Origin of the sequence: Streptomyces sp. NPDC017991 (genome assembly GCF_044328075.1) — a bacterium.
Taxonomy (GTDB): Bacteria; Actinomycetota; Actinomycetes; order Streptomycetales; family Streptomycetaceae; genus Streptomyces.
In genome coordinates, this window is sequence record NZ_JBIRGP010000015.1 from 248951 (window position 1) to 275450 (window position 26500).

Sequence of the window (26500 nt, forward strand, 5' to 3'; positions counted from 1 at the left end):
GGCCGGGGCACCGGATCCGGGACGGGCCGGGGCACCGGATCCGGGACGGGCCGGGGCACCGGATCCGGGACGGCTCTCCCGAGCCTGCGGGAGTCCGTCGCCTATGTCGCCGCTCTGGGCAAGCCCGGTGTTCCGCAGGTCCTGGCGGCGGCCCGCGACCGCGGCCGGGTGGCGGTCCAGCCCCGGTGCGGGGTGGCCCGGCACGACAGCATGCGGACACTGTTGCGCTCCCTGGAGGCGGAGGCCGCACCGGACGTGCTCACCCTGACCATCGACTCGCACACCCGGCTGCGGCGCTTCGAGGAGGCAGAACGGCTGCTGGTCGCCCGCCCGCAGGAGCTCAACGGCTACCCGCTGGTGGCCCATGGCTGGCGGCGGGCCCGGGACCTGAACGAGGCGGTCGCCGCGCCCCTGGAGGTGCGGCACGGCTCACCGGAGCCGCAGCGGCTCTTCGACGTGGCCGTGGCCGGAGGGATCACCTCGTTCGAGGGCGGTGGCATCTCCTACAACCTCCCCTACTCCAAGCAGGTGCCCCTGGCGGTGTCGCTGGCGGCCTGGGACCGCGTCGACCGCCGCTGCGGCGAACTGGCCGAGCTGGGCCTGGTGGTGGACCGCGAACTGTTCGGCACGCTCACCGCCGTCCTGGTCCCGCCGTCGATCAGCCTCGCGGTCAGCGTGCTCGAAGCGGTACTGGCCGCACGGGCCGGAGTGCGCTGCCTGTCGGTCGCGTACCCCCAGGGCGGCCATCTGGAACAGGACGTCGCCGCGCTCACCGCCGTCCCCGTGCTCGCCGAGCGCTATCTGCCGCCGGGCGTCGCGGTCCACCCCGTGCTGCACGAGTTCATGGGCGTCTTCCCCCGCGCGCGCCGCCACGCCGAGGACCTGATCCTCTACGGCGCGCTGGTGGCCCGGCTGGGCAGGGCCTCGAAGATCATCACCAAGACCCATCAGGAGGCGGCCGGAATCCCGGACGTCCAGGCGAACATCGAAGGGGTGCGGCTGGCCGACCGGGCCAACTCCCCGCTCCTGGACTTCCTCTCGGTGGACCAGGACCGGGTCCGCGAGGAGCGCCGCTGGATTCTGGCGGAGGTCGCCGAGATCGTCGGTCCGGTGCTGGAGGGGCGCACGGCCACGGCCGGGGCGCTCCCCGAGGCGATCGTCGACGCCTTCGCCGACGGCACGCTCGACATCCCGTTCAGCGCCAGCCGTTTCGCGAGGTCGCAGATCGTCCCCCGCCGCGACCCCGAGGGGGCGATCCGGTACCTGCGCGCGGGGGCCCTGCCCCTGTCGGCGGAGTCACTGCGACGCCACCGCGACCTGCTGGCGGGACCCCGCGGCTCCCTGCCGTCGGCGGCATCGCTGCCCGCGATCCTGCTCGCCGACATCAACTACTTCCCCGGCCTGTTCCGCGAGGAGCCCGAAACCCGCGTAGAACCCGAAGTCCGCGTAGCACCCGAGGCCCGCCAAGAGCCCGAAGCCCGCGAAGAGCCCGAAGCCCGCGAGGAGCCCGTATGAGGAACCCCAAGCGCGTCCTGCTCATCGGGGGCACCCCGAAGCACCTGCGAAAGGCGGCGGATCTCGGACTCGGGGTGGTGTACGTCCAGTTCGAGGACGAGTTCGCACCCGAACAGCGGTCCCTCGCCGAGACCGTCCTCCTCGCCGACTACACCGACTGGCAGACCCTGCGGCCGCTGGTGGAGACGGCGTACGAGAACTGGGGCTTCTCGGCCGCCGTGTCGCTCACCGAACCCGGACTCGACCCGGCCGCCCGGGTGAACGACCTGCTGGGGCTGGGCGGAACGCCCTACGAGGTCAGCCACCGCTTCACCGACAAGTGGCTCATGCGCCGTCGGCTCGCCGTGGGACCGCCGGTCGGCGCCCGCCGGGTGGCCGCCGCGCTGCTGACCGACGGCGACGACCTCGGCCGGTTCGGATCCGCGCACGGCTACCCCTTCATCGTGAAGCCCACCAGCGGCACGGCGAGCTTCGGTGTCGTCAAGGTGGACGGCGTCGAAGCGCTCGGAGCGGTCCGGCAGCGGATCCGGCGGTTGCACACGGCCACGGAACACCCGTTGACCGGCGCGTACGACATCGAGCACTTCATGATGGAGGAGTACGTCCCGGGGCCTCTTTACAGCGTGGAGACCTTCAGCTTCGACGGGCGGCACGTGGTGCTCGCCGTCACCGAGGCCATCACCCGCCCGCGGACCCACGTCCATGTGGGCCACGCCCTGCCGGCCCGGCTGCCCGCCGAGGACGAGGAGCGCATGGCCGACACCGCTCGACGCTTCCTCCGGGCGATGGGATTCCGCGACGGCCCCGCGCACACGGAGATCATCCTCAGCCCGCGGGGCCCGGTCATCTGCGAATCGCAGAACCGGGTGGGCGGCGCCCTGCTCACCGACATGATCGACGCCGTGTACGGGCACGACGCGCAGTCCCTGGCCCTCTCCTGGGCCCTGGGTCTGGCGGACCCGCTGCCCGGACGCCCGGTGGCCCGGGGCGCCGCCGCGAGCTGGCTGGTGGTGGCCGAGCAGGGCAGGGTCGAACGCGTCGAGGGTGTCGAGCGGGTACGCGCCGACCCGGACACCCTCGCGGTGAGCCTCGGCGTGGTTCCCGGAGACCTGGTCCGCCCGCTGGAGGGCCAGTGGGACGGCCTGGGCCACATCTCGGCTCTCGGCCCCGACACCGATGCCGCGATCGAGGCGTGCCGGCGCAACCTGCGGGAGATCAGGATCCACACACGTGCGGCCTGAGGTCCGGACACGGCGGCGGGCGGCGGCCGGATTCGGCGGTGCGGTCGCGTCCGTGGGCGGGAGCTTCCCGGTGGCCGGCGATGTCGGCTAGCTTCCGCCGTATGGCCATTCGGAAGAGGTCCGGTCCCGGGGCGCGCAACTCCCGGCCGTCGCTGCTGACTTGGCCGCTGATCCTGCGTCTGGTCACCATCGTCGGAGCTTCGGCCAGCTTCTTCCTGCTGCTGTCGGTCGTTCCCCTGTACGCCGAGGGGTCCGGCGGCGGGGACGGCGCGGCGGGGCTGTCCACGAGCGCGCTGATGCTGGCGACCGTCTGCGGCGAGCTGGCCGCGCCCCGCCTCACGGCCCGCTACGGCTACCGTCTCGTCCTGGCGACCGGGCTGGTGCTGCTGGGCGCTCCCTCGCTGCTGCTGACCATGTCCCAGAGCATGGGCTGGGTCGTGGCCGTCTGCCTCGCGCGCGGTGCGGGCTTCGCGCTGACCGTGGTCGGTGGCGGCGCCCTGACCGCGGTGCTGATACCCCCCGAACGGCGCGGCGAGGGTCTGGCCCTGGTCGGTGTCGTGTCGGGGGCGCAGTCGGTGGTGGCCCTTCCCCTGGGCGTGTGGCTGGCCCAACACGCCGGATACACCGCGGTGTTCGTCATCGCGGCCGTTCTCCCGCTCGCCACCGTCCCCGCGGTGGCCGGCCTCCCTCGGCGTGAACGGGCCGCGCGGAAACCGCTGGGCATGGTCGAGGGTTTCCGCACCCCCGCGCTGGCCCTGCCGGCCGCGGTCTTCGCGACCACCGCGCTGGGCGCGGGGATCATCGCCACCTTCCTGCCGCTGGCCGTACCGCCGGACCGGGCCGGCCTGGTCTCGGCGGCGCTGTTCCTGCAGGCCGCCACCGCGATCGGGGCCCGCTGGGTGGCGGGCCGGTACGGCGACCGCCACGGGCCGGCCGGTCTGGTCGTCCCCGGTCTGCTGCTGTGCGCCGGCGGCATGCTGGCCACCGCGCCGACGGGCAGCGCCGCGGCCGTCCTCGTCGGCATGGCCCTCTTCGGCACCGGCTTCGGCATCGCCCAGAACGCCACCCAGACACTGATGTACGCCCGCGTTCCCCCGTCGGGCTACGGGGTGGCCAGCGCCCTGTGGAACTTCGCCTACGACGCGGGGATGGGGCTCGGCGCCGTCTTCTTCGGCCTCCTCAGCGCGGGAACGGGCTACTCCGTGGCCTTCGCCGCGACCGGCGCCCTCATGACGGCCGCGCTCGTCCCCGCCTGGTTCGACCACCGGATGTCCCGCCCGCCCACACCGGAACCCGAAACCCCGTCGGGCGCGGCGGACCGGCCCACGGACTCGCACACGTGACGAAGCGACCGCCGGTCGGTACGGGCGGCCCGCACCCCGGCGGGAACTTCACCCACGGAAGCCTGTGAATCCGCGAACCCGTGTTTGAAAACCCCGGCACGGAACACACGGATGCTCTGACACAGTCTTTATACGACCAGGTAGGAGACACAATCATGGGCATCATCGCCTGGATACTCATCGGTCTGCTCGCGGGCCTCATCGCCAAGGCGCTCATGCCCGGCAAGGACCCGGGCGGCATCATCATCACGATGCTCATCGGCATCGCCGGTGGTCTCCTCGGCGGCTGGCTCGGCAAGGTGATCTTCGGCGTCGACTCCATCGACGGCTTCTTCGAGATCTCCACCTGGATCGCCGCCATCGTCGGCTCGCTCATCCTGCTCGCCGTGTACCGGGCCGTCACCGGCAACCGCCGCCACGCCTGACCCGCGTACCCGCACGCACCCGCGAAACGGCTCCGCCTCCCTGCGAGGCGGAGCCGTTTCGCGGTGCGGATGTCCCCGTAGCGGTCTGCGCATGTGAGTTGCGTTGCCTCCCTCGACCGCGTCGATTCCGTGGTCGACTGCGTGTCCTTCCGGGCCGGCACCACAGTGGCGGCCGACTCGGGCACCAGCGCGCACATGGGCACCTGGCACACCGCCTGGAAACGGCCGCGGCAGGCACAGGCACTGGATCTCGGGGTGCAAGCCAGACAGGAACCCCATGGGGCCGGCGTGGAGGAAGCCGGGACAGGCCCAGCTGGACCGACCGGTCCGTCTCGTCAGTGGTCGAGGGCCAGGTGCAGGGCGAGCAGATCCTTGCCGTAGTCGTTGCCGTTGGGGGTACGGATGATCGCGTGGATGTGCCGCTGCGTCATCCCGGCGTCCCAGCCCGCCGCCTTACCGATGGGCCCGAGGTCCTGGGAGTCGAGTTCGATGACTACGACGGGGCTGTGGACGCGGTAGTACATCGGCGTGTCGTCGGTGGTGGCACCGTGCCAGGAGAAGTGGGTGTCGTCCCTGTGCTTCTTGATCTCGGCCATCTTGACCCTGGCGTGGCCCTCGTCGACGTTCCCGACGAACAGCTCGACGAGCTTCCACAGCTTCGCCAGTTGCGCGGGGGTCAGTTCGGTGGCTTTGATGCCCTCGTACGGCATGACCGCGTTGTCCGAGTACGCGCCGGCCGTCAGGTCCCGGTCACTGGTGGCGCCCGTGGTGACCGCGACCGCCTGCTGGTCCGCGCTCAGCGAGCGCAGGAGGGCGTAGCCGGCGGCGAGTTCGTCCTCGAAGCTCTTCGTGCCTTCGTACTCGCTGTCGATGCCGTAATTGGCGACGCGCGGCTCGGTCCCCATGAAGGTCGGGGTCATGACGACCTGGTCGCCGAGGACGAAGTAGTTGACGACCAGGTGGTGGCCCTCGAACTGCCAGCCCCACGGCTCCGTGGCCGACGGGGTCCCCATGATCGTGAGCCAGTACAACTCGTCGTTGAACTGGTCGGTGAGATCGACCAACTGGCCCCCGTAGAGGTTGAGATGACGGACCGTGTCGGCGTTCTTGAGGCCGCGGGCGCTCATGCCCGCCTTCAGGATCGCCAGCGCCTTGAGACGCTGGGCCTTCGTCATGTCCTGCAGGCTCAGACCCGCGTCGCGGTCACCGTCCACGTTGGTCCACAGCCGCCACTGGTCCTGCGTGTAGTCGGAGACCTGGACGGGGAAGGCGACGGCCTCGCGCTGCGCGGCCGTGAGGGTGGCGAGCCATGCCTTGGCCGCGGCCACGCTCTCCCTCGTGGACACGCCGGTCCGGTGGATGCTGTAGAGGTCCTCGATCACGGTGCCGTCCGTGGTCACGCCCACGAATGCGTCCTTGACCCCCATGCCACCGCCGCCACCCGGGCCTCCGGTCCCACCACTCGGGACACCCGAGGGGACAGCCGACGCCGTGGCCGACGCAGAGGCCGTCGAAGCGGTCGACGACCCATCCGACGCCGCGCCCGCCCGGGACACCGCGGCCATCGTGCCGAACGCGGCGACACCCGCCGCCGCGAAGGCGTTCCGCATGAACCGGCGACGCGACGCGAACCCAGGTGAACCGGGCTCGTGGCGACGGTGTCCATGCATATCCGCGCCCTCACGGTCCTCATACCCGGTACGTGGTTCAGTCATGGAGTGCTCCTCTGCTGCTCTCCTCCAGCCTCACGACAGGAGACGGCCACACGCTCTCTCGCCAGGAAAGTTACTGACCAGACCTGTGAATCGCGTGTCAAGAAGCCTTGACTTCGAAGCGCTTTCGAGGAGCTTGAGTCTCCGGACCTGCCGGGTACGTCCCCTTCCAGGCGTACCGCTCCCTCGGTCCAACTCTCCTGCTGCCAGGTGCAGCCCTGAACCACGCATGAGGTAGGAAGACATGCGTGACCGAACCGCCCCAGAGCGCCACCCAGTACGCGTTCATCGCCCTCGCGCCGCCCGACGACGCGAAGAACGAGCTGGCGCACGCGCTGAGCCCGGCCTACGCCGCCTGTCCCGGCCTGCGCTGGAACCGCATCGAGGACTGGCACATCACCCTGGCCTTCCTCGGCGAGCTGCCGGTGCAGGCCGTCCAGCGGCTTCGTTCACCCCTCGCCGACCTGGCGGCTGCCCGCCCCTCCCTCGAACTGACGCTGCTCGGTGGCGGTCACTTCGACGAGCGAGTGCTGTGGAGCGGCATCGAGGGCGATCTCGACCAACTGCACGAGCTGGCCGAAGCAGTACGGGCGCGGGTCAGGGACTGCGACATCGCCTTCGCCGAACGTCCGCTGCGTCCCCACCTCACACTGGCCCGCGCCCGCCGCTACGACAACACGTCCGTGACCGCGGCAGCCGCCTGCCTCGACGGCTTCACCGGACGCCCTTGGCGGACCGAGCGCCTCCACCTGGTCGGCAGCACGGTGAGCGGCCACCCAGGTCCGCGGCGCTATCAGGACATCGACGCATGGACACTGGCCACTGGCCACTCGTCAAAGGAATCCCGATCCGAAACAGCCCCGGACTGCTCCGCCTGAGCACCGGAACAGTTCGGACCCCGGGCCTCGCACGCCAGGCCAGGACGAGCCGGCCACCCCAGCAGACGAAGAATCTGCTCATTTCACTCCCGCAGACGATCACCCGCCCTGAACAGGCAGTTCCTCCTGCCCCTTCCGTGGGACGGAAGAGGTGTTGCGCCCCGGTGGCGCCCTTCCGGACGATGTCGCCATCACCCAACGACGGGAGCCGCAGCCATGCCGCACACCACCGCCTTCGCCAGGAACCAGTGGTACAGCTAGCGCATCTTTCTGACCTGCGTTTGTGTGGGGGCGATGAGGCTGTGACCTGCTAGGACGGGTTGCAGAGGCGAGCGGAGGCAGTCAGAGGAAAACGCGCTGATTCGACCCCGGTTCGACCCGGGTCGCTCAGAGGCAGTCAGAGGCATCAGCCCTCGCAACCAGCCTCTAGGTGACCGGAGTTGACCGGTACGGATCACGGGTTATACCTCTGACGAGTCTCCGGCTTGTCCCCGGTCGAGCGGCGATGGGGACGCCTGCCTCCACTCGGGGCCAGACATACGAGTGCCTCCAGGACGGCAATCCTGGAGGCACCGGCTGGCACCGATTGGAGGTCGGTCCCGGACACCACCCGCGGTTCTAGCGGGCCTGGGTGGCGTCCACGTCTTTGCGAGACGACCCCAGCGTGCCACACCACACCCTTCATACAAACCAATTCACACCAGTAGGACTCTTCCAACTGCCGTCCACGGCAGCCGATCTCGTCCTGCTCGGAGACCTCACCGGCCGTTATGCCACCGGCAGCTACAGCCGCCTCGGCTCCGACAGTCGGACCGTGCTCCTTCGCGCGGACCGCCAGGGCGCGGCCGAGCACGGGCACCGGATCACCGCAGCCATCGCCTGCCACGTGGCCCGAGCCGGCGGCACCGCCGACCAACTGGCCCAGTTCCTGCTGCACCCGGAGCATGAAGGTGGCCGGCATGCCCGGAGCATCGCGCTGCGCTCCGGCGAGTCACGCGCGCTGGACTACATCCGCCGGGTGTGGGACAGCGCTGCGGCCGCGGTCAGCACCACCAGGGTGCTGGGCTCCCGGCATGAGGCGTACGAGACCCTCGCCATGCTGCGCGACCGCATCGAAACCACACCCTGGCGTGGAGAGCGGGGACGGACCGCGCTGCGGGTGCTGCGGGCGCACCTGAACTTCGCCGAGACCGCAGGCGGCCTTCTGCACCATGCCAGTGAGCGGCAGACCGCGGAGGAAGCTGGAATCTCCCGCACAACGCTGCGAGCCGTCTATCAGACCGTCCTCAAGCCACGGGGCTGGCTACGCCGTCTGCGCGTCGGCCACGGCCGCGAAGGCTCTACCTGGTATCTCGATAGCGGCAGCACTCCCAGCCGGGTCTCCCCCGCTTCGCCGTCTCGTGTCCGGACCACTCAGTTCCCCCCCGACCCGGTACTTGAGGAGTGGCCCACGCCTGAGACAGCCCGGTCAGCCGACATCGACTCCACCATCATCGCCCGCCTGATGGGCCACGACGCCTTTACCCACCAGGGTCTCGGCAGCTCCGCGCTGATGATCATCGGCGCTCTGCACCTGCACCCGGGACAGAGCGTCGTAGAGCTGATCGGCTCAGCTTCTCTCTCCCGTGCCACTGCCTACCGCGCCCTGCGACGCCTCGCCCTGCACGGCCTCGTCCATCAGACCGGCCAGACCTGGGCTCTGACACCTCGGGCTCTGGAAGGCATCGGACTGCCCACCCACGCATCGCAATCAACGCCAGGTGAAGAGCCCACGCTCGGCTGGGACGCCCTCGCCGACAGCTACGGCACCGCGGGCACTGCTGCCCGGCGCAAAACCCTGCACACAACCGAACGCGCGGCCTACCGCCAGGCACTGGAACGGCTCACGCAGCACCGCAGCAAAGCCGCGGTGATCGTGCGCAACGGCCGCACGATCCTGGTCCCGGCACCCCGCGCCGACGAAATCCCGGCCCCATGGCACTCCCCCGACGGGTCCGTCCTCGACCCGGCAACCGGACGCCCAGCCGCCGATTGGCGTGTGGCCACCGACGGCCGACTCATCCTCATCACCCCAGCCGACCAGCGCACCTATGACGAGTTGGCAGCAGCCCATACCGAAGCCCTCAGTGAATGGGAATCCGCCGCGTGAACCCAAAACCTCCCCCGAACGAAACCCGGCACGACCTGGCGACCACTCAATCACTGCGCGAGCAGTACGAAGCCGGGGCCACAGTCGCCGACCTCGTCACCGCCAGCGGAATGTCCTACGGCACCGTCCTCAACCGCCTACGCGAAGCCGGAACCACCATGCGCACCTCATGGCAGACCCGCCGACTACGCGAAGACGCACAAGCCCGCCACCGCCTGGCACTCCGGCTACGCACCCTCTACGACAAACACGGCGCGACCCTCACCGACCTGGCCGCAACAGGGGCCGGAACCAGGCGTGCCGCACGCCGCCTACTCATCGAGGCCGGAGGCACCCCACGCACCACCCAGCAGACACTGCGGATGCGCTCGACGGCGGATGCTCCAACGCGCAAAAAGCTCGCAGCGTCCTTGCGGGCGAAGTACGAGGCCGGGGCATCCGTGCCGGAACTGGCCAAGCAGTGCCACTACTCCGTCGCCACGGTCTACCGCCTTCTACACCTGGCCAAAACCCGCATGCGGCCCCCACACCAACACGGACCTACTCCCCGCCGCAGGCGGCGCTCATGAGCAATACAAGCTTCCGCGCTGTCGCCGCCCGCGCCGAACGCACCATCAGCACGCACACGCACCAACCCGACTGCGGGCAGACGGCACGAGCGCCCCCGGTGACGGGCAGGCCGCCGTGGGTCGACGTCGGCGACCCACCACCCGCAATGCATTCCACCTTCCAGTTTCAGGAGACCTGCACGTGAGTGAACACACCCGTCACAAGACCCTGACCACCGCCACAGCCGATGCCTGGGACGCCTTCGTCATCGTCATCGGCATGCTCAAGGGCGGCACCGGCAAGACCACCTCCGCCTGGTTCATCGCCCTCTACTACGCCGTCATACTCGGACTACCGACGCTGCTGCTGGACGCGGATGCGACCAGCCAGTCCGCCTACGACTGGTTCAAGGTCGCCCAGGCCGCCGGCTTCGAGATCCCCGCCAACCTGGTCATCGAGCGCTACCCCTTCGACGACATCGCCGAATACATCCGCACCAAGCGCACCGAGTTCGGCGCGATCATCGTCGACGCCGGCGGCGGCAGCGCCCGCATCTTCCACGAAGCCGTCGCCGAAGCGAACCTACTGCTCATCCCCGTCGCCCCCACCAAGATCGAACGCCGCAAACTCGTCGCCACCTTCGACGAGGCCGAGCGTGCCGCCGCCCGCAACGAGCACGGCGTCACCGCCCACGTCGTCATGGTCAAGGCCGACGACCGCACCAGCCTGCCCAGCCGCGCGAAGGACCAGCTCCTGGAGCCCGCCCAGGGCGAGGGCATCGGCCCCGATCGCGACGAGGCCTTCCCGCTCGCCGAGACCGTCATCCACTCCTGGGTGCACTACATGGAGGCCTTCGGCGAGATCCCCACCGAACTAAGCGAGTACGCCAACCTGATGAAGGAACTCACCGCATGAACGAGAAGAACGAAAGGCCCAAACCGCCAACCCGCCGAACCAGCGGTCGCACCCTGGGCGGGACCAAGAAAACGGCTCCGCCTCCTCCCCCGGCCGCCGAGCTCACCCCCGAACGGTACGCGGCTGAACAGGTCGCCGCCCAGACGGCAGACAATGCACACAGTGGTGACACGCAAGTTCAGCAGCCAGCCCCAGCACCTACTGGCACAGAGCCGCTGGTGGACCGAACTGAGACTGCCCCCACACTGCAGCAGTCGCCCCCGGTGCCTGCCGTCAACCAGAGCAGCGCCCACCAAGAACCCGCACTCGGTAAACCGGCGGACGTCGCTGCCGCTCCTTCCGAATCTCGACTTGACTCGGAACTGCATCCCGCGGAACGGCAGCTGCAGACACAGGCCCCTGCCCCGGCTACCGACCACGGTTCACAGAATCCGGTGCCCCAGAACACCGCGGCAGTTGCGGGTACCGTGCAAGCAACCCAGCTCGCTGTCCGCCCAGCGGCCCTTCCCACTACGGCTGGTACGGCGTTCCCTCTACAAAGCGGCGCTCAAGGATCGCGCCAGGAGCAGAACATTCAGGCGCAGGCGACAGCGAGTGAGGGAACACCCTGGGCCCACGGGCCCGGCCGGCCCGCGGACATTCCCGAGGCCGCCGTGGTTCTCAACCAGCGCATCATCGCCCGCGAAAGCCTGGACTCCTCGGTCCCCGCGGCACTGAAGCTGAAGAAGCGGATCAAACGCTTTGCCCTGGACAACGAACTCGACCACCTGCCCATCGGCGACATAGTCTCCGTCGCCCTGGACGAGTGGCTCACCACCCGCGGTTTCTGACCCGAACGCGGCGCCCGGGTGGCCGCGAACGCACCACGCGTTCACGGCCACCCGTCGCCCGACTATTCCACTAGTCCGCTAGGCCAATAGGCGGCCCACTATTCGACTAGTGGATCCGACCGGAGCACCTTATGCCCGACGACCTCTCCCACCACGCCCGCCAACTACGTGACCTCGCCGATCTCCTCGAAGCCCACATCAGCCACCCTGAAGACCCACATGCCCCGCATCCGGACACGAAGGAGATCCTCGGAGGCCGTCATACCAACCGTGGACAACTCAACTACGCCGTACCCGAATCTCTGCAGCTCCAGCGACGCATCCGCCGCTACAACGCCGACTCCGGTATCCCGCACGGTGATATCGTCGCCCTTGCCCTCGACGCATTCCTGCGAGCCAAGGGCTACCCGCCCAGTCTGACGTCTCACCCGGAGCCGTCGTGAGCAGACTTCATATAGATCGCCTACCTCGCGCCAGCAAGGGTTTCCGGAGATCTGCACCTGAGCGCCAGACGGCAATCCTGGAGCGGGCCGGTGCTGGACCGCTTATCGGTCCAGGTGGTGCGCGAGGTCGGGCAGGATCGTGGGGTCCGTGGGCCCCAGCAGCACGTACAGGAAGACCGTCACGTGCGCCCGGGCGCGCAGGGCTGTCACCGCCCGATGCGTGCCGTCCAAGATCAGGTCGGCGCCGTCGGGTAACCGGTAGGCGGGGAGAACGAGTTGTACAGATTCCCGGCATCTCAGGGCCTGCTGGGTCAAGGTGTTCAGGGTGTTCTGTCGCTGCAGAGGCGTGCGCATGTCGGCCGCCGCGACCTGACGTACCGTCAAGGGGGCTGCCCGTGAATGCGTGTACTCGACGGGTCTTCCGTCGCGGCCGGTGTACCAGAGAGTGGTCATCCGGCCGAGCCGATCAGCCGAGGTGTGGAAGCTTTGCTGGACGCGGAGCCGCAGTTCTGTGACGCACGACCAGTCGAGCGAAGCGCGGACATGGCCCGACGAGCCAAACAGCACGGCGTCGGCTCAGCAGGCCGCCGTACACACACCCGCGGCCACGAGTGAGCTGAAAACGCTCAGACAGATGCTGACCACGCTCTGCGGGCCCGTCGCCTGAGCCGCAAACCCGGCGTAAGCGCCGAGTCCCGCAGCTCCGCCTCCGGCCGCTGGCACGGCGTGCACGAGCATCGCGCCGCGTACCCTGGACAGCCACGAGCGCGGCGCAGGCCCTGGTACCCCAGGTGTTCTGGTCTCCGGCACGGTCATCATCCCCCGATCACAATTCTCCACCGCCGCAATGCTCCGGAAACATCAAAGAGCCACGGCCGTTACTGACCTTTTCGGATTGCCTTCGGGTGGTGACGTTGAGTGATCCATGCGGTAGGCCGGTGTTATGCGGTACGCGGATGGTGGGGGCCTGACGGCCGATCGCCGGGCTGCGCGTGAGGGGATCCGGCTGGAGGCCGGGCAGAGATTCGCACAGGGTGACAGAACCTCGGACATCGCCAAAGACCTGCGGGTGAGCGAGCGTTCGGTGGAGCAGTGGCGCCGCAACTGGCGTGAAGGCGGCATGGAAGGTCTGAAGTCGAAGGGACCCGCAAAGCTGCCGAAGCTGTCGGACGAGCGGTTCGCCAGGCTGGAGGATGAGCTGGCCAAGGGACCGGCCGTGCATCGCTGGGAAGATCAGCGGTGGACACTGGAACGCGTCCGGACGCTGATCGGCCGCCAGTTCCGGATCAGCTGTTCCATCGCGGGAGTGTGGCGGCTGCTGCACCGCCACGGCTGGTCCTGGCAGAGCCCGGCCCGTCGCGCGCTGGAACGCGACGAACACGCGGTCGAGCTCTGGAAGAAGGACGTGTGGCCGCAGGTGGAAGTACCGCGGCGGCGCTCGGGGCCTACATCGTCTTCGAGGACGAGGCCGGGTTCGCGATGACGCCGCCACACGCCCGCACCTGGGGCCGCCGCGGGCAGACTCCCGTGGTCAGAGTGCCAGGACGGTCCCGACGGCGGATCTCGGTCGCCGCACTGTGCTGCTACCGGCCCGGCGAAAGGTCCCGGCTGATCTACCGGCCCCGCTTCCACTCGCTCCTCAAAGGAGCACGCAAGAGTTTCGCCTGGCAGGACTACCGCGACCTCCTGGTCCGAGCACACCTTCAGCTCGGCGCTCCGATCGTCGTCGTCTGGGACAACTTGAACACCCATCGTGCCGCCGGGATGAGAAACTACGCGACCGACCACGACTGGCTCACCGTCATCCAGCTGCCCTCCTACAGTCCGGACTTGAACCCGGTGGAGGGCATCTGGTCCCTGCTACGACGCGGGTGGATGGCCAACACCGCATTCACTGACCCCGACCACCTCACCCGAGCCCTCCGCCGCGGACTCGCCCACATCCAGCGCCATCCCGAGCTCATCGACGGCTGCCTCACCGGCACCGGACTGACCCTCAGCCCAGATCCCCCGAAGCCAATCCGCAAAGGTCAGTAGTTCGTCTCTGCTCCGCTCCGCGGCCGTCTCAAGCCGCTTAAGAGGTCGTTTCATCCTGTCGTTTCATCCCTGGATGCAGCTTTGGTGTGCTGGTGTCGGGTCTCGCCAGGAGACGGTGCTCTCGCCGGTGAGACGGCGGGCCATGAGGTCGGTCATGGCGAGTTGAATCATGGCTTCGGAGCGGTGTGGAAGGGCCTCGTAGGCGCGGGCCAAGCGGCTGGCTGATGATGCATCGCCGCCTCGCCCGCGACTACGAGACCAAACCGGCACACTCCGAGAGCATGATCCGCCTCGCGATGATCTCCAATCTCGCGAAACGAACAACCGGCAAACGCCCATAACTTGGCACAACCCATGAACTATCAGGTCTTCAACCGGAACGTCATCTCAGCTGTGGCCCGGTTCTCCGTCGCTGTCTGCCAGTCGGGCCTCAAGATAGGCGGTCCAGTCGTTGACGGCGCGATGTCGCCACTGCTGGGCGGTGATGACGTGCAGGCCGAGCATGGGCGCGAGGACGGCGGGCGCTGGGTGTGCGTCACCAGGAGCGGCGGCTCCATCCACGACCTGCGCGGCTACAACCTCAACGACACCACCCGCTCCCTGTGCATCAATAACAACGACTGCGGCTGACACGGCCGGCGCGCCGTTACGTCCGTGCCGGCCGATGTGAGAGCCCGTGTTCATGGAGGGGGCTCGGGCGACGCTCTGGACAGCTCCATCATGTGTAAGGGAGGTGGAATGGGAATTATGAAATACCAGATGCTGTGGCGATTGCCGGGCCATACTGCACGGAAAGTACGTCAGTTGAGGTATCGGCTCGGGATCGCGAGCAGTGTGGCGGCCTGATCGGTGAGAGGGCATACATGAGCGACACCATCAAGATGAGCGTTCCGGGCGAGCTCGCGGAGCTCCTGGTAGCTGAGGGACACGCGACGCAGACTCGCGGCCGGCGGAGCTCCCAGTGGGGACTTGATGGGGACTTCATCGGTGGGACCGCGACGGTTATCGCCCTGCTGCAGGCCCCGCAGACCGTTGCTTATCTGGCGGGAGCTATCCGCTCGCTTGCGTCCCGGCGTCGGGCTAGCCGCACCGACGACCGCGTCAGGATGTATGTCGAGGCCATTGGCCCGAACGGCCAGATCCGCTTCGACGGGGAGGCGACTGTGGAGGAGATCGAGCGACTGCTTCGACGGACGATCCTTCCCACACAGAGTGCTGGTCAGGTCGACCCGGCCGCCGTCCGCGACACCGACGCCGTCTGATCGGCCTGGCCATGGGTGCTTGGCGAAGCCGTTTCCGATCGCTGGTCGTCACTGCGGTCCGGCGGCACCTAAAAGTGGATTTATTGACCGACCTGGAGGATGTCGACGCGATCGATGTCCGCGCCGTTACTAGGCTCTACCAGGTGCTGGATCGGCGGCCGGTGTATTCGGCCGGACTCGATCACATCGTTCAAGCTGTTGATCAACACTACGCCCGCGCCTCCCCTAAGCCACTCACACGCCGCCTCCTGGCGTCGCTTTTGGACGAGACCGGCGGGCACTTCGAGGAAATAGGGCGGGTGCAGGAGGCGGCGCAGTGCCGCCGGATAGCCACCGAATTGGCGCCGGACGGGCCGGATCGGTCGATCCTGTACCTGTTGTCAGCGATCTCCAGCGAGCAGCAGTTGTACGTCCTCGGATCCCTTACGGTCGATGCCGTCCTACGCGCACTGCTCTACGAGGTCGACCGCAGTGGGCGGCGAACCCGCCGCGTGAGGATTCTGAGCGCCATCGCTTACGCCGCGCACTCGACGAGCAACATCGAACGCCTCCGGGCCACGGTAGAGGCGCTGGCACCGGTCGCCAACACACCCGGATACCAGGCCCTCGTCACCTTCTACCGGTCCCGCCTGTTGATCGCCGACGGCCGTATCGATGAAGGGCTGGCTGCGGAGCAGGAGTTCTCGCGGGTAGCGACCAAGGTCGACCCGGGGGACCGAGCCCACCAGATGGTGGCCTCCGCCCTAGCGAGCGTCACGCCGCATGACAGTGCCATGGCACACGCCTCCGAGGCCGCTCTCCGGGGCGACTACGTCGAGGCGTCAGGATGGTACGAGCAGAGCGCCGAAGAACTGCCCCCCAGCCCTTTTAGGTCGGCGATGCGCCTATACGCCGAAGCCGCGCGGGTACAGGGCGAACTGCTGCCCTCACCGACCGCCCTACGTGCGTGTCTGTCTCGACTTTGCGCCGACAACGTATTCGCCGCCCGTACCGTCACAAACGTCGAGCTGCTCCTCACGGGTCTGCTGATGAGGGCCGTTGACCTTCATGAGGCGGGTCACGACGCCGAAATCGTTGCCGAAATTGCGGATTTCATAGGCGAGTTCCGGGGCGGCACCGCCGTCGGTCGTCCCCAGGACAGCGGTGCGTACGACACCGATGCCCGCGCGGACATGACGCTTGTGGACTTCCTGGCGCAGACTACGACGCCGGTGACGCTGGTTGAGATCGCACAAGGCATACCTGGGCATCACGTTGTCTGGGTGAACTACACCGGTGCAGGGGTCGGCGAGCATTACCTCACGGTCGTGACCCTCCGTCCCTCGCATCCCCTTCCGCTCGTACGGCGCACCCACGTTTCTGAGACCGAAGGCAAGGCGCTGGCCCAATGCCTAGATGAGGACTCTGAGAACGCCCCTGTGGAGGCTGTTCAGCGGGTCTCCGACCTGTTTTTCGCCGACGTCAATCCCGATGCCGCAGATGCGCGCATCCTTGTGGTCCCCGATTCAGTCACCTGGGCGATGCCTTGGAATGAGCTCGCCCCATGTGGCGTCGCAGACCTGACGATCAGCATGTCAGCGGGTGCGGTGCTGCGGTCTCGTCCTGCCCAGGTGTTCGTCGTACCCCGAGTGATTGGGATCTTCGACGAGATCGAGCTCAAAGGCTCCCGTCTCGAAGCCCAGGCTCTGGAACAACTTAACGCCCAGGGGCACATCCGCTTTACCCGGGTGCACTCGCTTGCAGAACTCCGGAACGCGCTGGAGACAGCCTCGTACGACATCCTCACTGTCAGCGTTCACGGCACGGAGAGCGACGGTTTCGAATACCGCATGCTATTGCCGGACGGCCCCTCCTCGCCTGCCGCCTTGCTGCGACTCGGGCTGCCCCCGGTGGTCGTCCTGGGCTGCTGCTGGTCAGCCAAGCCCACCGAGCGCGCCGACACTACGGCCGCCGCTTTGTCCTGCCTGGTGGCCGGAGCCTCGCAGATCGTCGGCGGCCTATGGGCCGTTGACGACGAACTGGCCGGACGTCTGCTGGCCGACACCTATGACCGGCATCTACGCCGGGGCGTACCCCTGTCTCAAGCCCTGCGCCAAGCCCACTTGGCCCTACCTATGGATCTCCGCCCCGGCGCGGCCGGCCTCGCTTTCATCGGCAGGGGTTGAGGGTTCACCACGGCACTGTCCGTGCAGCGCGGTGGGGTCTGCACAATCGGGTTCCTGGTTGCGCAAGGGACTGCACATTCGGTTGCGCGCTCGGTTGCGCAACGCTGTGACCTGCATGGTCACCTTGGTAGTTCGGATGCGGCGGGCCGTGGTCGGGCTAGTGGTCAACCGCATCCGGGCCTGTGACGACAGTCGGCTGCTCTCATCGTGCTGGTCGTCCCGACAGCCTTCGGAGTGGATCACCGACCTAAGCTTGGAATTTATGCAGTTTTGCTTCTTGTGAGGGCTGACGAGTTCCGTTTTCCGACGGCTCTTTGGCGTGCACGGTGCTTGTTCTTCATGCCGATGGGTCGGCCTGGGCCGGCTGCAGTGTGTTTCGGTGCACTGGTCGGCTGTGGGGTTGTGCCGTGGAGGCGGCGAAATCCGCGGCGGACGCGAGCAGGAGTGAGTCGTCCTTGGGGGGGCAGGTCGTTCCCAGGGTCTGCGGAGGTCTTCGACCAGGGGCCGGGCCAGGCGGAGTTGGGTATGGGCGGCGATGACGAGCCAGGTCCACCGATCCGCGGCGGCCGACTCGCGAAGCTTGGGTGTGGTCCAGCCCAGGGTCTGTTTGGGCATGCGGAAGGTGTGTTCCAGGTCGAACCTGCGCAGGAATGCCTGCCAGAGCCGGTCCACGTCCCCGGAGGTGGCGCCGGTGGCCGACCACCACAGCCAGATCGGCTTGGGATTGCGGTCGCCGCGCAGGTGGTCGACCTGCAGACGGATGACGATGCCTTCGATGACCGGCAGCTGGGCGAGGTGGCCGGCCCAGGCCGAGCGCCGAGGGTCGTGAACCTCGTAGCCCACCACTCGTGCGCGTGGATGGAAGCGGAAGCGCGCGGCCTACGTGAGGAACTGGAAAGCGAGTTTCCGCGCGAGGACGCCCACCTGAACGACGCGCTCTGCTACTGCGACATGAACACGACGCCGGACGGCACGCCCACGAATCCGATCGACCGAGTCAACGAGATCACGGGGCGATACGGGCCGGGCAGTCTGATCGGAACGTTCATCCGGCGCGCAGAGCCGGAGATCCTTGCGTGCACGTCGCGAGTGCTGGAGCGGGTGGCTGCGGTCAAGCGTCAGCCGATGTAGGGAGACGTCCGCGTCCGGTCCGTGGCGGGTGGATGTCGACTATCTCCGGGTCTGCTGGGTGGGTCGAAACAGGACCTGCGTCGTCTCGCTGCTCGTACGCAGCTCATTGAATCCGGGAGGATGACCGGCTGTGAAGACGAGTCCGGTGTGGGGCAGAACCGTCGGAACTGGCCCACAGCCCCGCCGCGTGCTGCTATCTCTGGCTGAGTGAGTACATCAGCGACCTCGTCTTCTATGTCAGGCCGGCGGGCTTGCGGCTCGACCGTTGTCTCGGAAACCGGGACTACGACTTGTCCCGGGCAACCCACTGCTTCCTACCGCAACTGCCTAGAGCACCTTGAAGAGGCTGAGCGTCAGACCTATTTTTCGTCGCTGCAGCCTGGCGCCGACATTGATCACCGCGGCACCGTTGTAAGTGCTGCCCATTTGGAACAGATCATCGCAGCCTTGACTCATGGCACGTTCCAGAAACCCATTTTTGGAGCTGCACGTTTCGACGAGGCTTCTTTCCCGGACGGCGTGAAACTAGGAAATTCCCACTTTAAGGGTGCCGCAGTCTTTCAAGGAGCTCACTTTACGAACGAAGCAGTTTTCGATTCTGCACTTTTTGAGAGAAATGCAGATTTCCGAGACTCCACCTTCAAGGGAAAGGCAAGGTTTGGGGCATGTCGATTTTCCCGAGCCTCGCGATTCGAGCGTGCTTCATTTGGCGGTGGAGGCATTTTTGACCGTGTTCGATTTGAACAGCATGCGCGATTTGACAATGTGGAAATTCGGCTTCGAGCATCCTTCACGGGCTCCGTTTTCGCCAGGGGGGCCTATTTCGTCGAGGCTTCTCTCGGTGCCGCTCACCTCTCGAACGTAGTATTTTCCGATGAGTCCTACTTCGCCGGTGCCACTTTCCGTGGTGGCGCATGGTTCAGGAACTCCTTGTTCAAGAAATCTGTTGCGTTTGGTGGCGCAACTTTTCTCGATATTTTGCGGATGGAAGGCTGTCATTTTTCCGGCGCCGCACAGTTCGAGAACTGCACGTTTACTGGAGCCGCTCATCTGAATCATGCATCTTTTGATGGTGCCGCTCGGTTCAATGGTGCGAAATTCTTCAAGCAGTCACAGTTCGAAAAAGTGTCGTTCCGGAGATCTGTCAATTTTCGCGCTGCATCGCTCGCCGGGGCAGCTTCTTTTAGTGGGGCTGAATTTCATCAGACTGTAAGCTTTGATAATACCTATTTTGGGAGCTCGGCTAGATTTGATCAAGCCACCTTTCCGGTTGCTACTCATGTCGGCCCTCTTTTGTGCGCTGGTACCCTTCACTGGTCTGGCGCGGAGTTCGCCTAGCCGGTGACAATTGAGGCATCCTCTCTGCGTATGCGATTTCGGCGTACTCGATTTGATACTTCTGCCATCATTAAGGTTCGATATGCGGAAGTCGACTTCACTGATGCCGTTTTTGATGCACCGGTCTCCCTCTCTGCGCACCCTAGACCCTTCACAACTACGGGCCAGTCCGGCGCTGCAGTAGTGGACGAGTCGGCTCTTGCAAGTCGTGACATCAGCCCAGAGGCATCTATTTCTTCAGTCCGCGGAGTCGACGTCGCATATCTGGTGCTGCGCGATGTGGACTTGTCGCAGTGCGAGTTCACTGGCGCGATTCATTTGGATCAGATTCGTCTCCAAGGCGCGTATCGATTTCCTGAGGCGCCGACGGCTTGGCGTCGTTTCTTTGGAATCCCGTTGATTCGTCCGACTCGCCGAGTAACCCTGGCTGAAGAACAGTATTGGCGATCGATTACCGGGTCCAGCCTTGGGTGGACCCAAGGGCCGAAGCAGGGTACACGCGGCGGACGCGATTTCGTTCATCATCCGAAGCATCTTGCTGCTACGTATAGGGAACTGAGGAAATCTCTGGAAGATTCGAAGAATGAGCCAGATGCTGCGGACTTCTACTACGGTGAAATGGAGATGCGTCGACATGACGGAAGTCGGCCTAGAGCTGAGCGTATGCTCCTCACTCTCTATTGGGCGGTATCCGGGTATGGTTTGCGTGCCACGCGCGCGTTCATGGCTTTGTTGGTGGCCTTGTGTGTGACGTCGGTACTTCTGATGATGTTTGGTGTGCCAGCCAGTAGTCCTGCACCCGTGACTACGGGAAAAGTAGTGAATGGGCGAATCACCCTTGAAGTTAATACTTCGACTCCATCACTGGATTTGGCGATGAGTGACAGAGCTAGTCTCAAGCGGTTTGAAAAAGCCAGTCGAGCTACGATCAGTTCAGTGGTTTTCCGTAGGCCGGAGAATGGCTTGACGAATCTAGGGTCCTATATTGAGATGTTCGCTCGCCTTCTCGTGCCAACGCTCTTCATTTTGGGAGTTCTTGCTGTGCGAAATCGAGTGAAGAGGTGAATGGTCGCGGTTGGCTCCACTTACGGTTTGGGATCGTTGGCCGGATGTAGTCGCACTGGTTGCCTACGGGAAACCCGGACACTCTGTCCGGGTCCTCGTGTGTGGGGCCGTTCACACTCGTTCGTCACGGCTGGCTGCACGCCCCGTAGCAGGCTCTGTAACGTGAAATCGCGCCCCCATCAACCAGACAGGAGGCAGCCCTCAATGCGTGGCCTTGGAGATCACCTCAGCATCGGTGAGCGCATCACGTTCTACCGGAAGCGTCGCGGCTACACGCAAGAAGTGCTGGCTGGCCTGGTCGGTCGCAGCACCGACTGGCTTGCGAAGATCGAGACAGGGCGCCGGAATCCGCCGCGGATCGACATGCTCACTGAGCTGTCGCGCGTCCTGCGGGTGGCCCTCGGGGATCTGCTCGGACAGACCGTCCTGATGGAAGACGAGCGGCAACAGGACGACGTCCCTGCCGTACGCGACGCCCTTAAAGAGCGTTTTGTCCTGGCGAGGTTGTTTGGTTCCAGGTTCAGGTGTCACGCCAGTTCGGAGTGGATTCGCTGGTGAGTCGTCGGCTCATAAGGTCGATCATTGCGACGTGGATTATGGCTTCGGAGCGGTGGGGGTGGGTCTCGTAGTCGCGGGCGAGACGGCGGTGGTGCATCAGCCAGCCGAAGGTCCGCTCGACCACCCAACGTCGGGGAATCACCTTGAATTCTTTGACGCCGGGGTCGCGTTGAATGACTTCGACGTCGATGCCGAGACGGGCGCCGTGGTCGATGACCTTGGTCCGGTAGCCGGTGTCGGCCCAGGCTTTGGTCACTTGAGGGGTGGCGGCGGAGATCTGGGAGAGCAGGTGGATGCCGCCGATGTTGTCGGAGACGCTCGCCGCGGTCACCCAGACGGCTAGCAGCAGGCCGAGGGTGTCGACGCCGATGTGGCGCTTGCGACCTGGGATTTTCTTACCTGCGTCGATGCCCTGGCCGGTGGCCGGCACGTTGGCGGAAGTCTTGATGCTCTGTGCGTCCAGCACGCAGGCGCTCGGCTCGGCATCCCGGCCTTCGGCTTCGCGTACCAGGCGCCGCAGCAGGCCGTTGAGCCGGTAGAAGACACCCTCCCTCTGCCAGGTGGCGAAGTAGCCGTACACCGTTGCCCACGGCGCGAAGTCGTGTGGCAGGTATCGCCAGGGGATCCCGGTGCGGTCGACGTACAAGATGGCGTCCATGATGCGGCGCAGGTCGTGCTCGGGTCGGCGGCCGATGTCCAGGCTCTTGCCTCCGCGTTCGGCCCGCCAGGCGGTGAGCGTGGGGCCGATCAACTCCCAGCGGGCGTCGGACAGGTCGCTGGGATACGGGCGCTGTCGCGTCATGTTTCGGCAGTACCGTCGCGTACGAGGTCTCCCCAGGGCGCAAACGGCGTCAATCGAGGGCGCTCTGGGATCAGACAGGAGCGACTCGACTCAAACAGGCAAAGGTATGGAGTCTTCCGCCCCACAGACTGCATCAACCACTTTCACCTCAGCAGTCGCAGGTCCAGCCACCCCTAGAAGCGCCATCAAACAACCTCGCCAGGACAAAACGCTCTTTGACTGAGCGTTTGGTACTGTCTCGGTCGAGTTGGTGTCGTTTTCAGAGTCTTGGGGCGCCGGGACATGGAGCAGATGTGGTTGCCCGGCACCGCACCTTTTGACGCCCTCGCCCTGGGCGTCTCTTCCGCCTACACAGCGTCGGTGTAGGCGTCGGGCTACAGTGCAGGCTTGCCGGGCGCTGCTGCTTCCTGCTGTCTACCGGGCGCGGTAGGTCAACACGGTGCGCGCCGCGGTGGCTTTGTCCTTCTCGTCGGTGAGGGCGAACAGACTCATGAGTGTGCTGGCGGCGGCGATGTGGCCCACCTGGTCGATGAGGGCACCGTAGTACTGGGTGAGCGCGGCCTGCAGCGGGGTGTCGGTATCGGCTACGTCCTCCCTGCCGGCGTGCAGGCCCGCCAGGACGAACGGAAGCGATGAGGCCGAGATCCATGGCTGGGCGAGGACCTGCCAGGTAAAGACCTGGAGGTTGCGCGCCCGGTGCGAGGGCAGCGTTGCCCGATACAGGCCGGCGTAGGCGGCGCTGAGCCATGCCGAGGCCTCGTGCGGCAGGGATCCGATGATCTGGGAGGCAGCGTGGAGGGCGAATGCCGCTGCGGCTTGTGCGTCGGACCATGCGCTTGGCCGTGACAGAGCCACGGCAACCGCCTTTGCCTGCCAGCTGTCGGCCTGCGCCGCAGCACTGTAGAGGTCGGCGGAGAATGGGATGTCGACGTAGTAGTTTCGGAGCAGCTCGGCCTTGATGACTAAGCCCTCCTGGGACACCATCAGGTTGCTCTTCAGGCAGGCGTCGATGAGAGCGAGCGTGCCGAAGGCGGCCACGCCCTGCGACCGTGCGACAGCGCGCAGGATTCGGTCGTCGCTCCACACAATGTGGCCGTGTTCCTTGGCGTAGTCAACGGCCGTCAGCCATGCCGTGCCACGACGGCTGTTGGGCAGTCGCGGAAGGCTGCGCAACTCCGGCCGTGACACCCGGGGAGCGGACTGCATGATCTCCACCAGCCGCGCTGCGGTGGACCGCAGCGCGGCCAGATGTTCCGGCGTCGATGTCAGGACGGCTGCATTCGCGCTGCTCTCATCCCAAGCCAGTGTCATATCGGACCGCAGCGCAATGGACTCTTTGGCCTGCAGCGCGTCAGCCAGAAGCTGGTCAGTCGTCATGACCACCTGCGAGTGGCCAATCAGCTGCTCGGAGACGCCGCCCTCCAGCAGAGCGAGCGTAGCGGCCGCACTGGTGTCCAACATCACCCGTCCGTTCCGCGCAGTCTGCACCGCCAGCGTCTCGGCCGGGTCAAGAGGGATATCAGCGGCGTACGCCACCGGCCGTTCCGCGGTACGGCGCATGCAAGCCTCGGCATAACTTCGGCCCGCGGCCAGGGCGAGCAGCCCTACAGGCAGCTCACCGCTTGTGACCTTCTCCCGGATCTCCCTGTTGTTCTCGTGGTGGAGGCGTAGTTCCTCCGCGAGGTTTTCGAGAGGGTTCTCCGGCGTTCCGAACGAGACGGCCCGAAAGACAGTGCTGTCCGGGAAACGCTCCAGATAGCTCGCTGTAGCTTCGCGAAGTTGTTCTCCTTCCTCCTCGGACAAAGGCTCCGCAGGTTCCGCAGCACGCCAATGGAGCGCGCCCAGAAGCCGACCGAGGAGTTCTTCGTCTTCCGGCCAGCGCTGCATCAAGGCGAGGGCACGACCGGTGAACTGCGGGTCCGCAGAGAAACTTGCCCCCAACCCGACCCACAGCAGTGCTTCGTCCCGGCTGCGGGGATCCAGCGGCTCGCCCTGCTCGGTGAGGATCTGCCAGGCCTGTTCACCCAGTGCTCGGGCGGCGTAGCACTTGACCAGAGCCCAGCGGGCCTCGGGATTCAGGGGATCGAGAGCGAGCAGGCTGATGGCCGCGTCCGTGGCACGGTCCATCCGCCCGTCCGTCGACTCGACCTCGACGAGCAGGGCGTACATGCGGCCCTGCCCTGCCCAGCCGGCCCCGGCCGTCCTGAGCGCAGCGTCGGCGCACTCCCGAGCACGGGCATACTCCCTGCCCTCCTGGAACAACCCTACGGCCATGGCCATCAGCCGGGCGTCACGCCAGTGATCAGCCCCGTCTTTGAGAGTCTCAGCCGCCAACACGACGTTCCCACCGCGGTGGTAACGCTCTGCGAGCTTCACCACGATCATCGGGCTTTGGGTGACGTTGGCGCGCAACACCGCCAACTCGTCTCCCTCGCTGCCCCGTAGCGCCCGGGCGAGCAACTCGAACTCAGCGACAGGGGCAGGGAAATCAGCCCTGAGGTGACTCAGATCTGGCAGATCTGCCCCCGCCGCGGCCAGGCCCGCAGCCGCGGTCAGCTGCTCCCCTTCGGTATCCGCTGCCTCCCAGACTCGAAGCCACAGCCCCTTCATCTCCGAGGTGTCGTTGTCGTCTGCGAGAGATGACTCTGCGATCACCGCCCTGACGTGGGCCTGTACAAAGGCGTTCGTCATGCCGGCCAGCAACTGCTCAGCTTCCTGCTGTCGGCCGGTCATAGCCGCCACCAAGGCGGTCTGCTCCTGCATTCTGTTGTCGTTCGCCTCCTGCGGCTGGGCCTCACCATCCGGTTCCGGCTGGGTCAGCTTCCACGCAGTAGACAGATCTCCGCTCAGCACGGCCGCCTGCACGGCCAGCCGGGCCGCTTCAGCGCTGTCGCCGTACCAGATGCGGCGGCTCTTCCTGGCGCGGACCGCCACCGCCAGAGCCTCTTGGCCAGCCGCCAGTCGATTCGAGGTGCGGCTGTGAACGGCGTGCTGCAGAAGTGCGCTGGCCAGGCTGACAGCGACGCCCGTGAAAGGCACCTCCCGGTCCGCGGCCCGCAACTGAGCCAGCGCTTCGGCCGACCGGCCCGCCTTGATCAGTGCCTCGGCTTCGAGCTGAACCTTCATGGCCTGTGCCAGCGCGTTGTGCGGCTCCCATCGGCCCAACTGCTCGATTCCCTCGGCCCAGTCCTCGTCCACACATGCCCACAGCGCGTTCAGCAGCGACGACGTAGTGTCCTGATGCGCCGCAAGGTAGTCCCGCACCTCTTCATCCGTGCGGGAGCCCGCCTGCAGCGCCGCACGCGCCACGAAGAAATCACGGGGGTATCCGCCCTCGCGGGCACACTGCTCGAAAAACAGGCGGGAAGCACCCTGTGCGTCATAGTCGGCAGCAAGCTGACCGAGCCAACCCAACGCCTCAGCAGGCGCCTCCTGTAGCCACGCCGGCTCCTGATCGACCCACTGCCGAATAACGGACCCGCGCGCTGCCTCCACCCCGGCCAGAATCCCCACAACTCTCTCTACGGCTGGCCACGCCGGGCGAAGGCGCCTCGCTTCCTGCGCCGACCAGGGGCTCAACGTGCGCAGAGCATCTCCGAAATCCGTGCGGACGTCCATGCGGCCGAGGACATTCTCCCGCAGTTCCTGAACCTGCTCCCGGGTCTTGGCCCCGTCCTCCCGCGTGGTCTGCCGCCCCCAGTCACCGGTGACAAGCGACGCCTCCGAGGGAACTGCCGAACGTACGTACTCCTCCATCACGATCTGAAGGACCAGCAGCGCACCCACCTGTCTCTGTCCGGCCTCCCTGCCCGGGATCACATACGTCAGCTGCCGAGCAGCCTCATCAAGAGAGTGCTCGGTGCACTGGCGCAGCTGCTGGGCCGTGTCCGCCCGCGGCAGCCACACACGCAGCGACTTCGCAGTGATCGGCACTCCGGCCGCCGCCGCCCTCTTGGCGGCAGCGCGCGCCACTCGCCGATTACGGGTGAGTTTCTGAATTCCGTTCATGGCGAACCGGCTGGCCATAGGCCCCGCCCACTTGGCCAGTACAGAGGGTGAAACCGGATCCACGCGCTCTCCCAACACGGTACGCGGGCCGCCCACGAGTGGCATACGGCCCAGCTAAGACCCTACTGGCGGGC

Annotated in this window: 21 protein-coding genes and 4 pseudogenes; 19 read left to right on the top strand and 6 right to left on the bottom strand. The window is 66.5% G+C overall.

Going from position 1 to position 26500, the window contains the following annotated elements; translation table 11 throughout:
* The 4 genes from ACH4DZ_RS36515 to ACH4DZ_RS36530 form a co-directional block, all read left to right on the top strand.
* Positions 1–1515: hypothetical protein (locus ACH4DZ_RS36515; RefSeq protein ID WP_398292637.1), on the top strand; the 1515-nt coding region annotated here is incomplete at its 5' end.
* On the top strand, positions 1512–2756 hold the full coding sequence (locus ACH4DZ_RS36520; RefSeq protein ID WP_398292639.1) for an ATP-grasp domain-containing protein: 1245 nt from the start codon (positions 1512–1514) through the stop codon (positions 2754–2756). The genes ACH4DZ_RS36515 and ACH4DZ_RS36520, both read left to right, overlap by 4 nt.
* A 101-nt stretch (positions 2757–2857) precedes the next feature.
* Entirely contained in the window at positions 2858–4099 is a 1242-nt protein-coding gene (locus tag ACH4DZ_RS36525) for an MFS transporter (protein WP_398292641.1), read from the top strand.
* Between the two features lie 155 nt (positions 4100–4254).
* Positions 4255–4524, top strand: a complete 270-nt coding sequence (locus ACH4DZ_RS36530; protein WP_398292643.1) for a GlsB/YeaQ/YmgE family stress response membrane protein — start codon at positions 4255–4257, stop codon at positions 4522–4524.
* A 335-nt stretch (positions 4525–4859) separates the two neighbouring features.
* Here the strand turns inward: ACH4DZ_RS36530 and ACH4DZ_RS36535 are convergent, their stop codons facing one another.
* The gene (locus ACH4DZ_RS36535) at positions 4860–5930 is read right to left on the bottom strand and encodes a DUF3500 domain-containing protein (RefSeq protein ID WP_398292645.1); all 1071 of its coding nucleotides are present in this window, start codon (positions 5928–5930) and stop codon (positions 4860–4862) included.
* A 554-nt stretch (positions 5931–6484) separates the two neighbouring features.
* On the opposite strand from ACH4DZ_RS36535, the gene thpR reads away from it, so the two are divergent.
* The 6 genes from thpR (at position 6485) to ACH4DZ_RS36565 (ending at position 12000) form a co-directional block, all read left to right on the top strand.
* Positions 6485–7114: an RNA 2',3'-cyclic phosphodiesterase gene (thpR, locus tag ACH4DZ_RS36540; protein WP_398292647.1), complete on the top strand. Its 630-nt coding sequence runs from the start codon at positions 6485–6487 to the stop codon at positions 7112–7114.
* 814 nt (positions 7115–7928) lie between these two features.
* A complete protein-coding gene (locus tag ACH4DZ_RS36545; RefSeq protein WP_398292649.1) occupies positions 7929–9263 on the top strand; it encodes a transcriptional regulator in 1335 nt (444 codons plus the stop codon).
* Entirely contained in the window at positions 9260–9832 is a 573-nt protein-coding gene (locus ACH4DZ_RS36550; protein ID WP_398292651.1) for a helix-turn-helix domain-containing protein, read from the top strand. The genes ACH4DZ_RS36545 and ACH4DZ_RS36550 overlap by 4 nt, the downstream gene beginning before the upstream one ends.
* A gap of 181 nt (positions 9833–10013) precedes the next feature.
* Entirely contained in the window at positions 10014–10727 is a 714-nt protein-coding gene (locus ACH4DZ_RS36555) for a ParA family protein (RefSeq protein ID WP_398292653.1), read from the top strand.
* 653 nt (positions 10728–11380) lie between these two features.
* Positions 11381–11557 (top strand): hypothetical protein, encoded by a 177-nt coding sequence (locus ACH4DZ_RS36560; RefSeq protein WP_314413077.1) that lies wholly within the window; start codon positions 11381–11383, stop codon positions 11555–11557.
* A 131-nt stretch (positions 11558–11688) separates the two neighbouring features.
* A complete protein-coding gene (locus tag ACH4DZ_RS36565; RefSeq protein ID WP_398292655.1) occupies positions 11689–12000 on the top strand; it encodes a hypothetical protein in 312 nt (103 codons plus the stop codon).
* A 102-nt stretch (positions 12001–12102) separates the two neighbouring features.
* Here ACH4DZ_RS36565 and ACH4DZ_RS36570 read toward each other — a convergent pair whose 3' ends face one another.
* Positions 12103–12453: a hypothetical protein gene (locus ACH4DZ_RS36570; RefSeq protein ID WP_398292657.1), complete on the bottom strand. Its 351-nt coding sequence runs from the start codon at positions 12451–12453 to the stop codon at positions 12103–12105.
* A 490-nt stretch (positions 12454–12943) separates the two neighbouring features.
* Between ACH4DZ_RS36570 and ACH4DZ_RS36575 the strand changes: the two genes are divergently transcribed.
* Together ACH4DZ_RS36575 and ACH4DZ_RS36580 are read left to right on the top strand one after the other, a co-directional pair.
* Positions 12944–13483 carry a winged helix-turn-helix domain-containing protein gene (locus tag ACH4DZ_RS36575; RefSeq protein ID WP_398292659.1) on the top strand — a complete coding sequence of 180 codons (540 nt, stop codon included), beginning with the start codon at positions 12944–12946 and terminating at the stop codon, positions 13481–13483.
* Complete coding sequence (locus ACH4DZ_RS36580) at positions 13480–14037, top strand: transposase (RefSeq protein ID WP_398292808.1); 558 nt, start codon at positions 13480–13482, stop codon at positions 14035–14037. Before ACH4DZ_RS36575 ends, ACH4DZ_RS36580 begins: the two co-directional genes overlap by 4 nt.
* Positions 14038–14100: 63 nt before the next feature.
* On the opposite strand, the pseudogene ACH4DZ_RS36585 reads toward ACH4DZ_RS36580, so the two are convergent.
* Positions 14101–14253, bottom strand: a pseudogene (locus tag ACH4DZ_RS36585) (IS5/IS1182 family transposase); the annotation flags it as partial.
* On the opposite strand from ACH4DZ_RS36585, the pseudogene ACH4DZ_RS36590 reads away from it, so the two are divergent.
* The 4 genes and pseudogenes from ACH4DZ_RS36590 to ACH4DZ_RS36605 all read left to right on the top strand — a co-directional run.
* Positions 14253–14395, top strand: a pseudogene (locus tag ACH4DZ_RS36590) (IS5/IS1182 family transposase); the annotation flags it as partial. The pseudogenes ACH4DZ_RS36585 and ACH4DZ_RS36590 overlap by 1 nt on opposite strands.
* Positions 14392–14667 carry a hypothetical protein gene (locus ACH4DZ_RS36595; RefSeq protein WP_398292661.1) on the top strand — a complete coding sequence of 92 codons (276 nt, stop codon included), beginning with the start codon at positions 14392–14394 and terminating at the stop codon, positions 14665–14667. The pseudogene ACH4DZ_RS36590 and the gene ACH4DZ_RS36595, both read left to right, overlap by 4 nt.
* Before the next feature lie 233 nt (positions 14668–14900).
* Positions 14901–15299, top strand: coding sequence for a hypothetical protein (locus tag ACH4DZ_RS36600; protein WP_398292663.1), 399 nt, complete (start codon positions 14901–14903; stop codon positions 15297–15299).
* Between the two features lie 83 nt (positions 15300–15382).
* Complete coding sequence (locus ACH4DZ_RS36605; RefSeq protein WP_398292665.1) at positions 15383–17464, top strand: CHAT domain-containing protein; 2082 nt, start codon at positions 15383–15385, stop codon at positions 17462–17464.
* Positions 17465–17724: 260 nt separating this feature from the next.
* Here the strand turns inward: ACH4DZ_RS36605 and ACH4DZ_RS36610 are convergent.
* Positions 17725–18331, bottom strand: a pseudogene (locus tag ACH4DZ_RS36610) (transposase); the annotation flags it as partial.
* Between ACH4DZ_RS36610 and ACH4DZ_RS36615 the strand changes: the two are divergent.
* The 3 genes and pseudogenes from ACH4DZ_RS36615 to ACH4DZ_RS36625 all read left to right on the top strand — a co-directional run.
* Positions 18284–18595, top strand: a pseudogene (locus ACH4DZ_RS36615) (phosphohydrolase); the annotation flags it as partial. The pseudogenes ACH4DZ_RS36610 and ACH4DZ_RS36615 overlap by 48 nt on opposite strands.
* Positions 18596–19021: 426 nt before the next feature.
* Positions 19022–19933: a pentapeptide repeat-containing protein gene (locus tag ACH4DZ_RS36620; RefSeq protein ID WP_398292667.1), complete on the top strand. Its 912-nt coding sequence runs from the start codon at positions 19022–19024 to the stop codon at positions 19931–19933.
* Between the two features lie 1269 nt (positions 19934–21202).
* Positions 21203–21556 carry a helix-turn-helix domain-containing protein gene (locus ACH4DZ_RS36625; protein ID WP_398292669.1) on the top strand — a complete coding sequence of 118 codons (354 nt, stop codon included), beginning with the start codon at positions 21203–21205 and terminating at the stop codon, positions 21554–21556.
* On the opposite strand, the gene ACH4DZ_RS36630 is transcribed toward ACH4DZ_RS36625, so the two are convergent.
* Both ACH4DZ_RS36630 and ACH4DZ_RS36635 read right to left on the bottom strand, forming a co-directional pair.
* Positions 21519–22358: an IS5 family transposase gene (locus ACH4DZ_RS36630; protein ID WP_398292671.1), complete on the bottom strand. Its 840-nt coding sequence runs from the start codon at positions 22356–22358 to the stop codon at positions 21519–21521. The two genes, ACH4DZ_RS36625 and ACH4DZ_RS36630, sit on opposite strands and share 38 nt — an antisense overlap.
* A gap of 414 nt (positions 22359–22772) precedes the next feature.
* On the bottom strand, positions 22773–26366 hold the full coding sequence (locus ACH4DZ_RS36635) for a hypothetical protein (RefSeq protein WP_398292673.1): 3594 nt from the start codon (positions 26364–26366) through the stop codon (positions 22773–22775).
* Between the last annotated feature and the right edge of the window lie 134 nt (positions 26367–26500).